Annotated in this window: 12 protein-coding genes; 2 read left to right on the plus strand and 10 right to left on the minus strand. The window is 58.9% G+C overall.

Features of this window, described 5'->3' with window-relative positions; translation table 11 throughout:
* Positions 1-46: 46 nt before the first annotated feature.
* The 9 genes from dnaK to GTO89_RS14690 all read right to left on the minus strand — a co-directional run bounded on the left by dnaK (position 47) and on the right by GTO89_RS14690 (position 12,000).
* Positions 47-1,906 (minus strand): molecular chaperone DnaK, encoded by a 1,860-nt coding sequence (gene dnaK, locus GTO89_RS14650; RefSeq protein ID WP_161262838.1) that lies wholly within the window; start codon positions 1,904-1,906, stop codon positions 47-49.
* Positions 1,907-1,983: 77 nt separating this feature from the next.
* Entirely contained in the window at positions 1,984-2,691 is a 708-nt protein-coding gene (grpE, locus tag GTO89_RS14655) for a nucleotide exchange factor GrpE (RefSeq protein WP_161262839.1), read from the minus strand.
* Positions 2,688-4,259 carry a TCP-1/cpn60 chaperonin family protein gene (locus GTO89_RS14660; protein WP_161262840.1) on the minus strand — a complete coding sequence of 524 codons (1,572 nt, stop codon included), beginning with the start codon at positions 4,257-4,259 and terminating at the stop codon, positions 2,688-2,690. The genes grpE and GTO89_RS14660 overlap by 4 nt, the downstream gene beginning before the upstream one ends.
* A gap of 84 nt (positions 4,260-4,343) precedes the next feature.
* Complete coding sequence (gene hrcA, locus GTO89_RS14665) at positions 4,344-5,378, minus strand: heat-inducible transcriptional repressor HrcA (protein WP_161262841.1); 1,035 nt, start codon at positions 5,376-5,378, stop codon at positions 4,344-4,346.
* A gap of 110 nt (positions 5,379-5,488) precedes the next feature.
* The gene (gene hemW, locus GTO89_RS14670) at positions 5,489-6,742 is read right to left on the minus strand and encodes a radical SAM family heme chaperone HemW (protein ID WP_161262842.1); all 1,254 of its coding nucleotides are present in this window, start codon (positions 6,740-6,742) and stop codon (positions 5,489-5,491) included.
* An 11-nt stretch (positions 6,743-6,753) separates the two neighbouring features.
* Positions 6,754-8,559 carry a translation elongation factor 4 gene (gene lepA / locus GTO89_RS14675; RefSeq protein ID WP_161262843.1) on the minus strand — a complete coding sequence of 602 codons (1,806 nt, stop codon included), beginning with the start codon at positions 8,557-8,559 and terminating at the stop codon, positions 6,754-6,756.
* 143 nt (positions 8,560-8,702) lie between these two features.
* Positions 8,703-10,295: a murein biosynthesis integral membrane protein MurJ gene (gene murJ, locus GTO89_RS14680; protein WP_161262844.1), complete on the minus strand. Its 1,593-nt coding sequence runs from the start codon at positions 10,293-10,295 to the stop codon at positions 8,703-8,705.
* 138 nt (positions 10,296-10,433) lie between these two features.
* Positions 10,434-11,570, minus strand: coding sequence for a stage II sporulation protein P (spoIIP, locus tag GTO89_RS14685; RefSeq protein ID WP_161262845.1), 1,137 nt, complete (start codon positions 11,568-11,570; stop codon positions 10,434-10,436).
* Between the two features lie 73 nt (positions 11,571-11,643).
* A complete protein-coding gene (locus GTO89_RS14690; protein WP_161262846.1) occupies positions 11,644-12,000 on the minus strand; it encodes a phage holin family protein in 357 nt (118 codons plus the stop codon).
* A 191-nt stretch (positions 12,001-12,191) separates the two neighbouring features.
* Here GTO89_RS14690 and rpsT point away from each other — a divergent pair, with 191 nt between their 5' ends.
* Positions 12,192-12,458, plus strand: coding sequence for a 30S ribosomal protein S20 (rpsT, locus tag GTO89_RS14695; protein WP_161262847.1), 267 nt, complete (start codon positions 12,192-12,194; stop codon positions 12,456-12,458).
* Between the two features lie 109 nt (positions 12,459-12,567).
* Here rpsT and holA read toward each other — a convergent pair whose 3' ends face one another.
* Positions 12,568-13,674, minus strand: a complete 1,107-nt coding sequence (gene holA / locus GTO89_RS14700) for a DNA polymerase III subunit delta (protein WP_161262848.1) — start codon at positions 13,672-13,674, stop codon at positions 12,568-12,570.
* 92 nt (positions 13,675-13,766) lie between these two features.
* Here holA and GTO89_RS14705 point away from each other — a divergent pair, with 92 nt between their 5' ends.
* Complete coding sequence (locus GTO89_RS14705; protein ID WP_161262849.1) at positions 13,767-14,909, plus strand: CotS family spore coat protein; 1,143 nt, start codon at positions 13,767-13,769, stop codon at positions 14,907-14,909.
* The last annotated feature ends 117 nt before the right edge of the window (positions 14,910-15,026 follow it).

The following is a 15,026-nucleotide window of genomic DNA, read 5'->3' on the forward strand; positions in this document are numbered from 1 at the left end:
CCGGTAAAAGCATCGACAGGGGGGCTAAGCCCCCCGGTCGCCTGAATCAGGATTTTTTCTTATCGTCATCGATGACAGTATAATCGGCGTCGACTACATTGTCATCTTTTTTCTCTTCTCCGCCAAAACCGCCGGGAGCGCCTTCGGGTCCCGCGCCAGGCGCGCCGGCGGCGCCGGCTTGCTGGTAGAGCTTGGTGGACAGTTCATACACGACGGTCGTCAGGGCTTCCGTCTTTTTCTTGATCTCGTCCAGGTCTTTTCCTTCGAGGGCTTTTTTCAGTTCTTCCCTCGCCGCCTCGATTTTTTCCTTATCGGCCGCCTCTACTTTATCGCCCAGGTCTTTCACGGTCTTTTCGGCCTGATAGACCATGGAGTCGGCTTGGTTGCGGATCTCCACTTCTTCTTGACGTTTCCGGTCCTCTTCGGCGTGCAGTTCAGCGTCTTTGACCATCTTTTCGATGTCGTCCTTAGAGAGACCTGTCGAAGCGGTGATGGTGATCTTCTGTTCGTTGCCAGTGGCCTTGTCTTTGGCGCTGACGTGAACAATGCCGTTGGCGTCGATGTCGAACTTGACCTCGATCTGGGGGATGCCGCGCGGCGCCGGAGCGATGCCGCTCAGGTGGAAGCGGCCGAGGGTCTTGTTCTCGCCGGCGAACTTGCGTTCACCCTGCAGGACATGGACCTCGACGGAGGTCTGATTGTCGGCGGCGGTGGTGAAGGTCTCGCTCTTGCTGGAGGGGATCGCCGTGTTGCGCGGGATGAGCACGGTGCAGATGCCGCCGAGGGTCTCGATGCCCAAGGAAAGGGGCGTTACGTCGGCCAGGACGATGCCCTTCACCTCGCCGCCGAGCACACCGGCCTGAATGGCGGCGCCCATGGCAACGACTTCGTCGGGGTTGATGCCTTTGAAGGGTTCTTTGCCCAGGTATTTGCGGATGGCTTCCTGTACGGCGGGGATCCGGCTGGATCCGCCGACGAGGATGACCTTGTCGATGTCTTTCGGTTCCATTTTCGCGTCTCTCAGGGCTTGGCGGGTGGGGCCCATAGTCATTTCGACGAGATCAGCCGTCATCTCGTCAAACTTGGCCCGTGAAAGGGTCATGTCCAAGTGCTGCGGGCCATCGGCAGTGGCGGTGATGAAGGGCAGGTTGATGTTCGTCGACATGACGCCGGACAGCTCGATCTTGGCTTTTTCGGCGGCTTCCTTGAGGCGCTGCATGGCCATCTTGTCGCCGCGGAGGTCGACGCCCGTTTCTTTCTTGAATTCGGCAACCATCCAGTTGATGACCTTTTCGTCGAAGTCGTCGCCGCCGAGGCGGTTGTTGCCGGAGGTCGCTTTCACCTCAAAGATGCCGTCGCCCAGTTCAAGGATGGAGACGTCAAAGGTGCCGCCGCCCAGGTCGTAAACGAGGATGGTGTGGTCTTCGCCTTTGTCGACGCCGTAGGCCAGGGCGGCTGCTGTCGGTTCGTTGATGATGCGCAGGACTTCCAGACCGGCGATGGCGCCGGCGTCTTTGGTGGCCTGGCGCTGGGAGTCGGTGAAGTAAGCGGGAACGGTGATGACGGCCTGGGTGACCGTTTCGCCCAGGTAGGCTTCGGCGTCCGATTTCAGCTTCTGCAGGATCATGGCCGAGATCTCTTGGGGGGTGTAGTTCTTGTCATCGATCTTGACTTTATGATCAGTGCCCATGTGCCGTTTGATCGAAATGATCGTCCGATCAGGGTTGGTGATCGCTTGCCGTTTGGCTACTTGACCGACGAGTCGCTCCCCTGTCTTGGAAAAACCGACGACCGACGGGGTTGTCCGGGCGCCTTCCTTGTTGGCGATGACGACAGACTCGCCGCCTTCCAGCACGGCGACACAGGAGTTGGTTGTGCCGAGGTCGATACCGATAATCTTACCCATGTGCGAAACCTCCTATTTTTCTTTGCCATTTACAGGTTGGCGTGATATTGCTTCTTCTGGGTGATCTATGTTGAAGGCTAGCCGCCCTTGGCCACTTTCACCATCGCCGGCCGAAGGACTTTCGATTTGAAGAGATAGCCTTTTTGCAGCTCCTCCATGATCATCCCGTCGGCGAAACGCTCATCGGCTTCACCGAACATGACCGCCTCGTGGGACTGGGGATCGAAGTCGGCGCCAACGGCTTCCATCGCCTGGAGACCTTCTTTGGTCAGGATATCGGTGAACTGGCGCTCGATCATGGCCACACCGGAAAGCAGATTTTCAGCGGCACCGGCCTTTTCCATGGCCGCTAGGGCGCGCTGGAAGTTGTCCAGAACGGGCAATAGCTTTTTGACGAGTCCCTCGTTGGCGTAGGTGCCCAACTCTTCTTTTTCTTGACGGGTCCGCCGGCGGAAGTTGTCAAAATCGGCCTGGAGGCGGAGATAGCGGTTTTCCCAATCCTGCAACTCCTGTTTGGCCTTATCGAGTTCTTCCCGAGTCTTGGCCACTTCCGAAATGAATCGGCCGAATTCCTCAGCCGCGGCGGCCTGACGCTCCTCCTCAGAAAGGGAAATATCGTCTCCGTCCACTGCGGCCTCTGTCGCTTCATCCTGTGCGACAGCGCCCTTTTCCGGCTGACCGGCGGCCTCCGCAGCCGCTTCCGAAGCGGAACGGTTCACAGCGGCGTTATCCCCGGAGGCTTCCGCGTCTATCTTGTTATGATCCTTTTTCTCTTCGATGGTCACCAGTCTCCCTCCCCACGGTTGCTGCCTGAATCGGGACGTTCTTCCCGTTTTTTAATGATCGTGTCAATGCGCAGGATCGCCTCTGCGACCTCACCGGCGGCTTTCAAGGCGTGCATCTTGACATGGGCCGGATCGATGACCCCGAGTTCCCACATGTCGGCCAACTCGCCATTGTCGCAGTTGATCGAAAGGGTGTCGCTGTTCTGCTCCATCTGAGCGGCGATGACATCGCCCAGCTTCTCCAGGGGATTAAAACCGGCATTGGTGATGATCTGAGAAAAGGGCTTCTTCAGCGCTGCCACGACGCAGTCGAGGCCATAGGCGGCCATCCCGCGCGTCTCACGGCGTACTTCTTCCATCTGACGAGCCACCGCCAGTTCGACAGCGCCGCCGCCGGGAACGAGACCGCCTTTGATGGCCGCCTGCACCGCCGAAGCGGCATCCCTGGCGATGCGCTCCCGCTCGCCGACAACTTCTTCTGTGGCGGCGCCCACGAGGATCGTTGCCACCGGTTTGCCGCTTCCCTGTAGGATACAGAGATGCTCCAGCTTCTCATCGACAACGATGGCGCCTGCCTTGCCCAGGTAGCGGGTCAAATCGGCGGGATCGCGCTTCAGACCTGTGCGCTTGATCGCCCGGGCGCCTGTATGTTCGGCTGCCTTTCTCAACTCCTTGCTGGCAACACGCTGGATGACCAGCACGCCGGCATCGGTGAGGATCTCCTCTGCCATATCTTCCACGCCCCGGTCCACAAGGACCGCCTTGACGCCGAGGGCGACGATTTTGCGGACATTCTCCAGGAATTCCTGCTGTTTTTGACGGTACCAGTTGAAGCCTGCCTCTGTTGCGAGGGCCTCTTCCTCCAGTTCTTCCGGTTCCAGGGCGTCATCGATGATCAGGACGGTGGCGTCCTGAAGCTTCTTCGGCATGTCCTCATTCATGGGCGTCTTATTGATGATCACGCCGGAGAGAACCTGGTTATCGGCGCCTTCACGGGCGCGAATCGTCTCCGAGAGCTTAAAGCCCGATTCGTGGAGCTTCTCTTCACCGACAAGGCGAGCCGCTTCCACAACCAGGCGGGCGATGTCCTGGTGTTCTCGGCCGGCCACAAGGGCCACCTTCTCCAGCATGGGGTCCATGACGCCCCGGACAGGACGGGCATGGCGCTGGAACATCTCGACGGCGTTTTTGACGCCCGCCTTCAACCCTTCGATCACGCGGGACACAGGGACGCCCTTGGTCACCTGGTTGACCCCTTCGTTGATCAGACTTCCGGCCAGCACTGTCGCTGTCGTCGTCCCATCGCCGATCTCGGACTGTTGGGCGCGGGCCATCTTGATCAGCATCCTCGCCGCCGGGTGGTTGACTTCCATCAACTGCAGGATGGTGACGCCATCGTTGGTGATGACCACATCGCCAAACTTGTCGACAAGCATCGTGTCCAGCCCTTTTGGGCCGAGGGTGCCTTCGACGGCGCTGGCAATGGCGCGGATGGCGTTGGCGTTGGTCATCAATGCCGCTAATCGTTCATCCACTTCGGTGTTGTTGCTCACTTGCTTGACACTCAACGCTGATTCCTCCAAGTCTCTTCCGAAAAGGCAGGGAAATAGGGACTTCTTGCGGACAAAAAGCCCCTACCTTTTTCAGAACCTCTAGCGATTGAACATTTTTTTCAGAGCCGCCGAAAGTTGTTCCGTCAAGCCTTCCACCACGGCGATGGATTTGGAGTATTCCATCCGCGTCGGACCGATCAGGCCGATGACGCCGAGGACTTCGCCATCCAACTGGTAGGAAGCGGTGACCATGGAACAGTTGCGAAAACCTTCGTGGCGGTTTTCCGTGCCGATCTTGATGTGGATGCCCTCTTCGGGGTTGTCGTGCATCAACTCGCGCACGGTATGATGTTGTTCTAGTATGCCCAAAAGGGTCTGGAGTTTTTCCACATCTTTGAATTCAGGCTGTTTGAAGATGTTCATGGTGCCCCCCAGAAAGACCCGTTCCTCGCTTTCGCCAAGCAACGCTTCATCGATCAGTTCGAGCGATCGGGAGAGCACCTGTTTTTGCTTCTTCAATGCCTCATTGAGTTCCAAACAGAGGGACGCCCGGACCTGAGCCATCGTCAATCCCTGCAGGCGCTCGTTGATCAACGCCGACACTTTTTGCAGGTCTTCCGGCGTCATCGACTCAGGGATGTCAAGGAGTTTGTTTTCCATGACACCGGCTGAGGTGACGACGACAACGACCGCCTTCGTCGGCATGAGCGGGAAAAAGTGAATCTGCTGAAAGGTCGTCTTCCCCACCTGGGGACCCAGCACGACAGCGGTGTAGTTGGTCAACTTGGCCAGGAGGTTGGTCGTCTGCTGCATGATGCTGTTGACTTCCTGCAGACGCTCCGACATGGCTTGTTGCACCCTCTGGAGTTCCTCCGGATTGAGGGTCTCCCGCTCCATCAGACAGTCAACGAAATACCGGTAGCCGTAATCAGAGGGGATGCGACCGGACGAGGTGTAGGGCTGCTCGATCAGGCCCAATTCCTCCAGGTCGGACATCTCGTTGCGGATGGTGGCAGGACTGACGCCGAGGTCATACTTGCGGGCAATGGTGCGGGAGCCGACGGGTTCCGCCGTGGATACGTAGTCTTGAATAATAGCCCAGAGAACTTTCTGCTTGCGATCATTCATCTGCATCCCGGAACACCTCCCGTTGTTAGCACTCGATGAAGGCGAGTGCTAACCTCTACCGTAAAAAATACCACCGCGAAATTCGCTTGTCAATACTTGGGGAAGTCCGCCGCCTTTCAGTCCAGATAGCGCGCCATGATTTCATTGGCGATCAGATAGGAGCGCGGCGCCAGGGAGATCGTTGTTCCATCATAGTCTATCCACCCCTGGCGGGAGAGATCTGCTGACAGTCTATGCCATTTTTCGAATGTTGTATCGTCCAGGCCGTACTCGCCGGCGACCGCCGTCAGGCTGACGCCCCTCATCGTGCGCAAACCGAGGATGATGGCCTCCTGGGCCGCCACTAGCGCCGATAAACCTTCCTCCTCGATAGGGAGGAAGGTTTCGCCTTTTTGAAAGGCATGAACAAAGGCGCTGCTGTCAGCGGGCCAGGACCAGCGCTGCAGGCCGGCGGCAGAGACGGCGCCGCTGCCAAAGCCGAGGTAGTCGCCTCGCCGCCAGTAGTTTAGGTTGTGGCGGCACTCCCGGCCAGGGCGGGCGAAATTGGACAGTTCGTACTGTGCCAGTCCGGCTGACTTCAGGATCTGACGGGCCGCCTCGTACATCTCCACCTCAAGATCCTCGTCACAGGGATTTGCCAGGCCCCGGTTCATCCACTCAGCCAGAGGCGTTCCCGCCTCAGCTTTGAGGTTGTAGAGAGACAGATGGGCAGGGGCCAAGCCAAGGGCCAATTCGAGGGACAGTCGCCAATCTTCCAGGGTCTGACCGGGGATGCCGTAGATCAGATCGAGGCTGATGTTGTCAATGCCGATTTTGCGGGCCAAAGCGACGGCCTCGGTCACATCGGCAAGGCGCTGCCGGCGGCCCAAGAAGGCGAGCAGGCGAGGCTGAAAGGCCTGCACGCCCAGGGAGATGCGGTTGCAGCCGGCCTCGGCCCAGGAAGCTAATTCTCGCTCATCAACGGTCCCCGGGTTGGCTTCGATGGTGATTTCGGCAGGGGTTTCCGCGCTCCCCCGCCGCTCGTCCAGTCCATAACAGCGCCGCAGGGTCTCCAGGATCTGCGCGCCGGCGGCGCCGGGCAGGAGGGTGGGCGTTCCGCCGCCAAAAAAAACCGTCGCCGGCCCCGATGGGAGGCGGCGGCGCCAATGGCCCGCCTCCCTTTCCATCTGGCCGATGACGGCGTTTCCGTAAGCCATCCGGAATGTTTTATCGGCCGGATGGGAATAAAAATCGCAATAGGCGCACTTGCTGCGGCAGAAGGGGACATGGACGTAGACGCCCCAGCCTGCTCTCAGGTGTTGCGCCGCCGAGAGGGCGTGCCCTCGCTCCGGCAGGTTCTGACGCTCCGTGATGTTCCGGTGATCGCTCATGTTGTTCCGTCCTACTTGTCGATACTCAGGACGGCCATGAAGGCCTCTTGGGGGATCTCCACGTTCCCCACCTGTTTCATCCGCTTTTTGCCCTCTTTTTGCTTTTCCAGCAGTTTGCGTTTCCGGGAGATGTCCCCGCCGTAGCACTTGGCGAGAACGTTTTTGCGGATCGCCTTGATGGTCTCACGGGCGATGACCTTGTTGCCGATGACGGCCTGGATGGGCACCTCAAACATCTGCCGGGGAATGAGGTCCTTCAGCTTGTCGGCCAGCGCCCGGCCGCGGTTATAGGCGCGATCGCGGTGAACGATGATGGAGAAGGCGTCGATCAGGTCGCCGTTCAGGAGGATATCCAGCTTCACCAGTTCGGAAACGCGGTAGCCGATCAGTTCATAGTCCAGCGAGGCGTAGCCCTTGGTGCGCGACTTCAACTGGTCAAAGAAATCAAAGATGATCTCCGCCAGCGGCAGTTCGTAGATCAGCATGACACGCTGGCCGGCAATGTAATCCATGTTGATGAAGGAGCCCCGTTTTTCCTGGCAGAGCTCCATGACGGCGCCGACAAAGTCGGAAGGCACCATAATTGACGCTTTCACATAGGGCTCTTCGATCGTCTCGATCTTCTGGGTCGGCGGTAGTTTCGTCGGGTTGTCGACGAGGATCACCTCGCCGTCGGTCTGGTTGACCCTGTAGATGACGTTGGGCGCTGTCGTGATCAGGTCAAGGTCAAACTCCCGCTCCAGCCGCTCCTGGACGATCTCCATGTGCAACAGGCCGAGAAAGCCGCAACGGAAGCCGAAACCGAGAGCCACCGATGTCTCCGGTTCGTAGATCAGGGCGGCGTCGTTCAGGCGGAGTTTGTCCAGGGCGTCGCGCAGGTCTTCGTAATCGGCGCCTTCAACGGGATAGAGGCCGCAATAGACCATGGGCGTCACCTGGCGGTAGCCAGGCAGCGGTTCCTTGGCGGGATGATCGGCGTCAGTGATCGTATCGCCTACCCGGGTGTCTTTGACGTTTTTGATAGAGGCGACAATGAATCCGACCTCGCCGGAGGAGAGTTGCTCCACCTGTCGCGGCGCCGGGGTAAACACGCCCACCTCTGTTACCTCGAAGTTCTTCCCGGTCGACATCATCTTGATCTTGGTGCCTTTTTTCACGGTGCCTTCGACGACGCGGACATAGGAGATGGCGCCCTTGTAGGCGTCATAAAAAGAATCGAAGATCATGCACTGCAGCGGCGACGTCGAATCGCCCTTCGGCGGCGGAACCTTGGCGACGATGGCTTCCAAGGTCTCTTCGATGCCGATGCCGGCCTTGGCGGAAGCGAGGATGGCGTCAGAGGCGTCCAGGCCGATGACATCTTCAATCTCCTGCTTGACCCGGTCAGGCTCGGCGCTGGGCAGATCGATCTTGTTGACGACCGGAATGATCTCCAGGTCGTTCTCCAGGGCCAGATAGACGTTAGCCAGCGTCTGAGCCTCGATGCCCTGAGCAGCGTCGACAACCAGCAACGCCCCTTCGCAAGCGGCGAGGGATCGAGAAACCTCATATGTGAAATCCACGTGGCCCGGGGTATCGATCAGGTTCAGTGTATACACCTGGCCATCTTTCGCCTTGTACTGAAGACGGACGGCCTGCAGTTTGATGGTAATGCCCCGTTCCCGCTCCAGATCCATCGAGTCAAGGACCTGGTCTTCCATCTCACGTTCCGTCAGCGCCCCGGTAAATTCCAGGATGCGGTCGGCAAGGGTCGATTTGCCGTGGTCAATATGGGCGATAATGCAAAAATTTCGAATGTTGGCTTGCGCCTGTCCCATAATTCGAAAAGCCTCCCTTGCCAATTGCACAGACATATGCAATATATTATAACTCATTTCACTGGGGGCAAACAACGACAATCGGCCAGCCAATCGCTGCATTTTGAAAATAGGCAAGGCCTGCACCGCGGGGTGTAGGCCCTCTACCGTCGCGTAAACCGGCTGAGGAAGGTGCGCGCAACCATATCCGCTTCTTCCATCTTCATTAAATAGGTCGCCAGGGCATAAACGCCGGCGCCGGCGGACACGGTGATCGTCAACAAAACCAGTTGGCCCGTCAGGGTGGTCATGTCCACCAGAGCGCCGATAAATTGCTGCAACGCCATAATAACAGCCCCCATGATCGCCGAGGCGGTGAGGGTTTTTGCCAGGGACATCATCAGCCGGCCGCCGTCGATGGATCGCAGGGCCCGCCGCGCCAGGATCAGGAAAAGGCCAAAGGCGACGATGGCGCTGAGGGAGAAGGCCATGGCCACCCCTTCGGCGCCCCAGTAGCGAATCATGACCAAGCTGAGGGCGGTGTTGACGACAAGGATGATCGTGCTGACCCGAACCGGTATCGACGGTCGCTGCAAGGCGTAAAAGACGCGAGGAAGCAACTGGTTGGCGCCCTGGGCAAAGAGGCCGATCAGAAAGAAGAGCAACACCGAGGCTGTGGCCAAGGTGGCCGTATGATCGAACTTATCCCGTTCAAAGAGCACCTGTACGATCGGGACGCGCAGGATGGCCATGCCGACGGCGGCAGGGACGGTGATGTAGATAACAGTGCGCAAGCCCAGTGACAAGTTTCGACGGAAGTCGAGCCATTCCCGGCGGGCAGCGGCGCTCGTCAGGCTGGGAAAAACGGCCACCGAGATGGCGATGGCAAACACCCCAAGGGGCAACTGCATGAGCCGGTTCGCCCAGCGAAGGGCCGAAATCGATCCCGGTTCCAGGGCGGAGGCCAGGTTTTGGTTGATGATGTCCTGGATCTGGCCGATCGACAGGCCGAGGAGAGCCGGTCCCATGAGTTTTGCGATCTGGAGGACACCAGGATGGTCAAGGCGCATGACCATCTGGTAGCGCAATCCGACACGCAGGAGCATGGGCACCTGCACAAGGAAGTTGACAAAGGCGCCGAGGACAACGCCGATGGAAAAGGCGGCGATGCCAAAGGTGTCTGATAGAAAATAACCGCAGAGGATAATGACAACGTTGTAAAGAATCGCCCCGATGGAGGGCATCAGGAAATGCTGGTAGGAGTTCAACACCCCCATGGCCAGCCCGGCCAGACCGGTAAACAAGACCGATGGGAACATGATTCGCGTCAGGAAGACCGTTCGTTCCAGCGTATCCCCTTGAAAGCCATAAGCGACCAGAGGGATCAATTGGGGGGTGAAGATCTCGCCGAGGATGATGCCGGCCGAGAGCAGCAGGATCATGGCATTGACAAAGGTGGAGGCGACGATCCATCCGTCATTCTCCTTGTCCGTCGCCACATAAGACGAGAAGACGGGAATAAAGGCCGTTGAGAGGGCGCCCCCGACGAGCAAAAAATAGAGAAAATCCGGCAGGGCGAAGGCAGCGTTATAGGAATCGGTAATGGCATTCTGTCCAAACTTGGCGCCAATCACCGCTTCCCGGACAAAGCCCAGGATGCGGGAGATTAACATGGCAAGCATGATTGAGCCGGCGGCCTTGGCAATGCGTTGTCCGCCGCGGGAAGGCGGCGGCCCTTCGTTGTCGTTGTGGTTCACTATCGGACTCCCTTTCCTGGTTGGCTCCCTCCCTTATTGTAGTAACTTTTTTTGCTTTGACAACTGCCTTTCCCTTTCATCTCGGAGGAGAGGTGAAAAAAAGTTACTACATCGGCTCTTTTTCCCTTCAAGGCGCCTTTATGTCCCCTTTTTCGCTTCCCGCAGCAAACCCTTCTCTCGCAGCACCTTGGTCAATGCGTCGGCAAAGATCTCCGCCGACACCTGCGCCTCGGCGATGCTGTTGCGATCTCCGCCGATCTCGACAAGCAACGCCCGCGGATGCATCTGCTGGTGGTAGCGGCCCTCCTTGGTGACGACTCCTTTGCACAGCCCCGGCGCCAGTTCCTCCAGTTTGGCCGCCACCGCCTCGGCAAAATGGAGGTTATCCTTCCAGTGCGGATGGGGCGCTCGCGCATCGGTGCCGATGACGATCATGATCCGCGCCGCCTTCCGTCCACCGATCGTCACCGTCTCCCTGACCGGCACAGCGTCACGATGCAAATCAATGATCGCCAGGGGATTGGGGTAGCGGGATAACATCTCGAGCAAAGTCTTTCTCGACTGGGCATAGGCCAGATCGTAGGATGGATAGTCGTGGATGACGTCGGAATGGAACACCCGCAGCTTATGTTTTTCCTGCATGCGGCTTGCCAGTCGCTTGCCCGCTGTGAAGACGCCGGCATTTCGCCCGTCGAACCGCGACGCGCCATCGTCAGCGCCATAGTTTTCGGCGTTATGGGTGTGATAGAGCAAGATCACCGGATCCGGTTCCCCTGTAGGCGGCGAAGGCGCGTCGGTTGCAGGGATTCCAGCGGGACTCTCCTGCTTTTTTTCTGCTCCGTTGGACGGGGACATCCCGCGAGGATCCTCCCGAAGGATATCCAGATCAGGATAATCATCGCCTTCCGGGTCGGCCGCCTGGCGGGCGGGCGCGGCGGCAGGTTGTTGCATCGTCGTTCCCTGCAGCGGCGGCGTCCCGTCGTTCCGGCGGTTCAGGGTATCGCCGGGGACGCTTTGGGAGCGGCTGGGCGTTAGCTGCGGTTTTTGTTCTACATCGGTTCCCGCCCCGTCGCGCCCATCGGACGGGCTTGCCGGGGGTTGCGTGGAGAGAACAGGCATGGCCAGCTTGAGTATGTCAACAGGCGGGATCCACGTCCAAACAACGGGCATCGTCCGCCACATCCAACCGAGCAGAACAAAGGTTATCAGGATGACAATGACCCAGAGACGGCTCGGACGGGAGCGTCCCCACGGGTTTGTCCGGCGCGTGAACAAAATAAAAACCCCCTTCCCACCCAATATATGGGTATGTCAGGGGGTGTCAGGCTATGACGGGAATCGAGCCGCCTCAGCGTTTTCCTCCGGGAAGCGCTTTTGGCGTCAGCGGCGTCGGCAGCACGGCGTCGATGGCGCCGATAACCAAAGCGGCGATCAGAGCGCCGATGACACTGGTCTTGATCGCATTCGGCACTAACAGTTGGCTCAGCCAGATGACCGCGGCGGAAACCAAAAATCCGACGATGCCACGGTGCATGCTGGTGATCCGATCGCCGAAAACGGCTTCCGCCGCGTAACCCAACAGGGCGATGACCAGTGCGGCCACGATGGCTCCGATGATGCCATTGATGACAAAATAGGGGATAAACCAACTGGCCACCAGAAGCACGACGGCGGAGACGAGAAAACGGACGACCATTGATAACATGATGCGCTGGTTCCTCCTTTTTTGGAACGTTTCTCCCATAGTTTCTCCTCGTCGGCCCAATTCATTCATCAACCAACTTCTTTTGCATCGCCCAAACGAGTCATATTCTGGCTGGACCGCAAAGTCTTTCTTGCATCTGTCTCTTTCACATGGTAAAATGACTTTTGTTGAGTGGCAAGGAGGTGAGGAGTGTGCCCAATATCAAATCAGCGATCAAGCGGGTCAAGATCGCCCGTGAGCGGACGTTGAAGAACGCCTCTGCCCGTTCGGCGCTGCGGACGACGCTTAAGCGTTTCGAAGCTGCGCTGGCCTCCGCCGACGTGGACAATGCTCGCGCCGCCCTTGCCAAGGCTGTCCGGGCTCTCGATAAAGCCGCCGCCAAAGGTTTGATCCACAAGAATACGGCGTCTCGGAAGAAGTCCCGTATCTCGAAGCGTTTCAACAAGGCTGCGGTTTAAGGGCGCCACTGTCCGACGGGCAGTTGTTATGGTACGTTAAAGGGTGTTAAAAAGGGAGATCGGTTCAACCGGTCTCCCTTTTGTCATGCCCTTTTTTGTTTTTCCTTCGCTATGCCCTTCGGTTCGCCAGCGGTCTCCCCTCCCCGGCAAAGGCGAGCAGGCACAGTTCCAACGTCTGCTGAGCCTCGCCGGCGCCCGTTTTGATCGACACATCGGCGGCCGTCAGGCGGTGATAGAGACGGCGCAGTTCCTCCCGGGGAAAGCGATCGGCCTGGCTCTCCAGCTTGCGGACGATCCCGGCGGGCAATTTCATCTCCCTCGCCCAATCGTTCTTGCGCAACCCTGTGGCGGCCAGTTCCTTCAGGCGCAACAACTGCCGCACATGGCGAATGATCAAAAAGAGCAGCGGGATGGGGTGCTGGCCGTTGCGGACGAGGTCGCGGGCGATGCGCAAGGCATCGTCAACGCGGCCGTCGCCGAGGGCGTCGGCGATGGCGAAAACATTGTCTTCCGGCGTGGCCGGGACGAGGCGGCGCACCCGTTCCGGCGTCACCCGCCGCTTCGGCGACGGCTCACCGAGAAAGTTGCGCAGTTTTTCCATCTCCAGGACCAGCCGGCCCAGATCGTCGCCAACACGATCGACAAGCAGGCGCAGCGCTTCCGCCTCAAAGGGCAGTTGCATCGCCGTGGCTCGCTGGGCCGCCCAATTCCGCAGGTCCGAATCGGACAGCTTCTTGATCTCCACCGCCTGTCCGGCCTTTTCGATGGTTTTATAGAGACGTTTTCGCTTATCGACACCCGAAGGCGAGAAAAAGACGAGGCATGTCGTCGGCGACGGCGAGGCGAAGTAGTGCAACAGCGGCGCCTCCGGCTCGGCCGCTTTGGCTCGGCTGGCCCCCTTGCCTTTGCCCGGCGCCGCTCCCTCCCCGTCAGTTCCGTCAGAACCGCGCGGAGCGCGCAACAGCGGCGTGTCACGGACGATGACGAGACGCCGTTCGGCCATGAAGGGCGGTGTCTGCGCCGCTTCGGCGATCGACTCTGCCGTGGCGTCCCCCTCCAGGCGGTCAATATTGAATTCGCCTCCCGGCTGACTGGCGAAACGGTCCGTCAACGTTTCGACGATCTCGCCCATCAGAAAGGGCTCATCACCGAAGATGAGATAGACCGAAGCATAAACATCCCGCTGGAGTGTCGCCTTGAAACCGGCATAATCCATGGACCCACCCGCCTTTCTGCAGACCCTTCGGGACCGCTCTTCATATATTGTAAAACGAAATCGCGCAAAGGCAAGAGCAGGGGGCAAGGTGGTTGCAGCCGTTGACAGAGACAGCGGAACAACTGGTCGATATGATCTGGCGAGAGTATGGCCTGCATGTCCGGGCGATCCAGCGGCTGGCCCCTGTCTGGCGCTTGGAAAGCGACCTGGGCCCCCTCTGTTTAAAAAGAGTGGCCTATGACGAGGGGAAACTGCGCTTCATCTGCTTGGCCATGGAGCACCTGCGCAGGGAAGGCTTTTCCCGCTCGCCCGAATTGCTCCCCGCGCGGCGAGGACGCCGGTGGCTCCCCCATCAGGATGTCCACGGCGAAGGTTGGTTGTTCTTGACCGACTGGGTCGCCGACCGTCCCTGCGACTTTCTGGAGGAAGGGCATATCGCGGCGGCTACAACGACTTTGGCCGAGTTCCATCAGTACGCAAAGGGCTTTGACGGGCCGGGCTTGTCTCGCCGGCGCGCCCATTGGCAACGGTGGCCTCGCTTGCTGGCCGGTCGAACAGCTGATCTGAATCGCTATGCCGCCATGGACGAGGGAACGCTGGCGGAGCAGGAACTGTTGAAAGCGGCTGTGCAGCAGGCCCAATTGGCGGTGACTGTGCTCGATAAATCACAGTATCGTCGCCTGGCGGCGGAAGCCTGCGCGGAAAAGTCATTTGTCCACCGCGATGTGGCCGCCCGCAATTTTGTCCTCAATTACCGGGACGAAGCCAACCTGATCGATTTTGACTACTGCCGTTGGGACCTGCGCCTCGCCGATGTGGCCCGTCTCCTTGACCGGACGCTGCGCAGCCACCGCTGGTCTTTTTCGCTGGGACAGCGGATCCTGTCCGTTTACGAGGAGACTTCCCCCTTACACCCCGACGAATACCCCGTCCTGCTCGCCTTGCTGATCTTCCCGCAGCGGTTCTGGCGCCTCTGCCGCCGCCGCTATGAGGGCCTCCTCTTCGATAGAACCGCCTTCCGCCGCGACCTGCGGCAATGGCAGGGGGAGCAGCGACAGAAGAGCGGCTTTCTCCGCCGGTTTGCCGAAGAATACTGCTGGGGGTTTTTGCATCGCCATGATTTCAATTCCCTTTCCGATGGGGCGACGATCGCCGGTGAAAGCGATACAATGGGGCTGCCCTATCAACTCGATCTATACAAGCGCTTCTTTCCCCAACCAGGTTACCGAAACTGACGTCATCGCGCTTCCATCTTTGTTTCTTTGCGCCGACAAGCAGTCCTTGATTAGCGAAGTTTATTTTTTCTTTATTTAGAAATAAAAGGGATTGAATGGGCTTATGTAGAAAAAACC

The sequence above is a fragment of the Heliomicrobium gestii genome (assembly GCF_009877435.1).
GTDB classification, from domain to species: domain Bacteria; phylum Bacillota; class Desulfitobacteriia; order Heliobacteriales; family Heliobacteriaceae; genus Heliomicrobium; species Heliomicrobium gestii.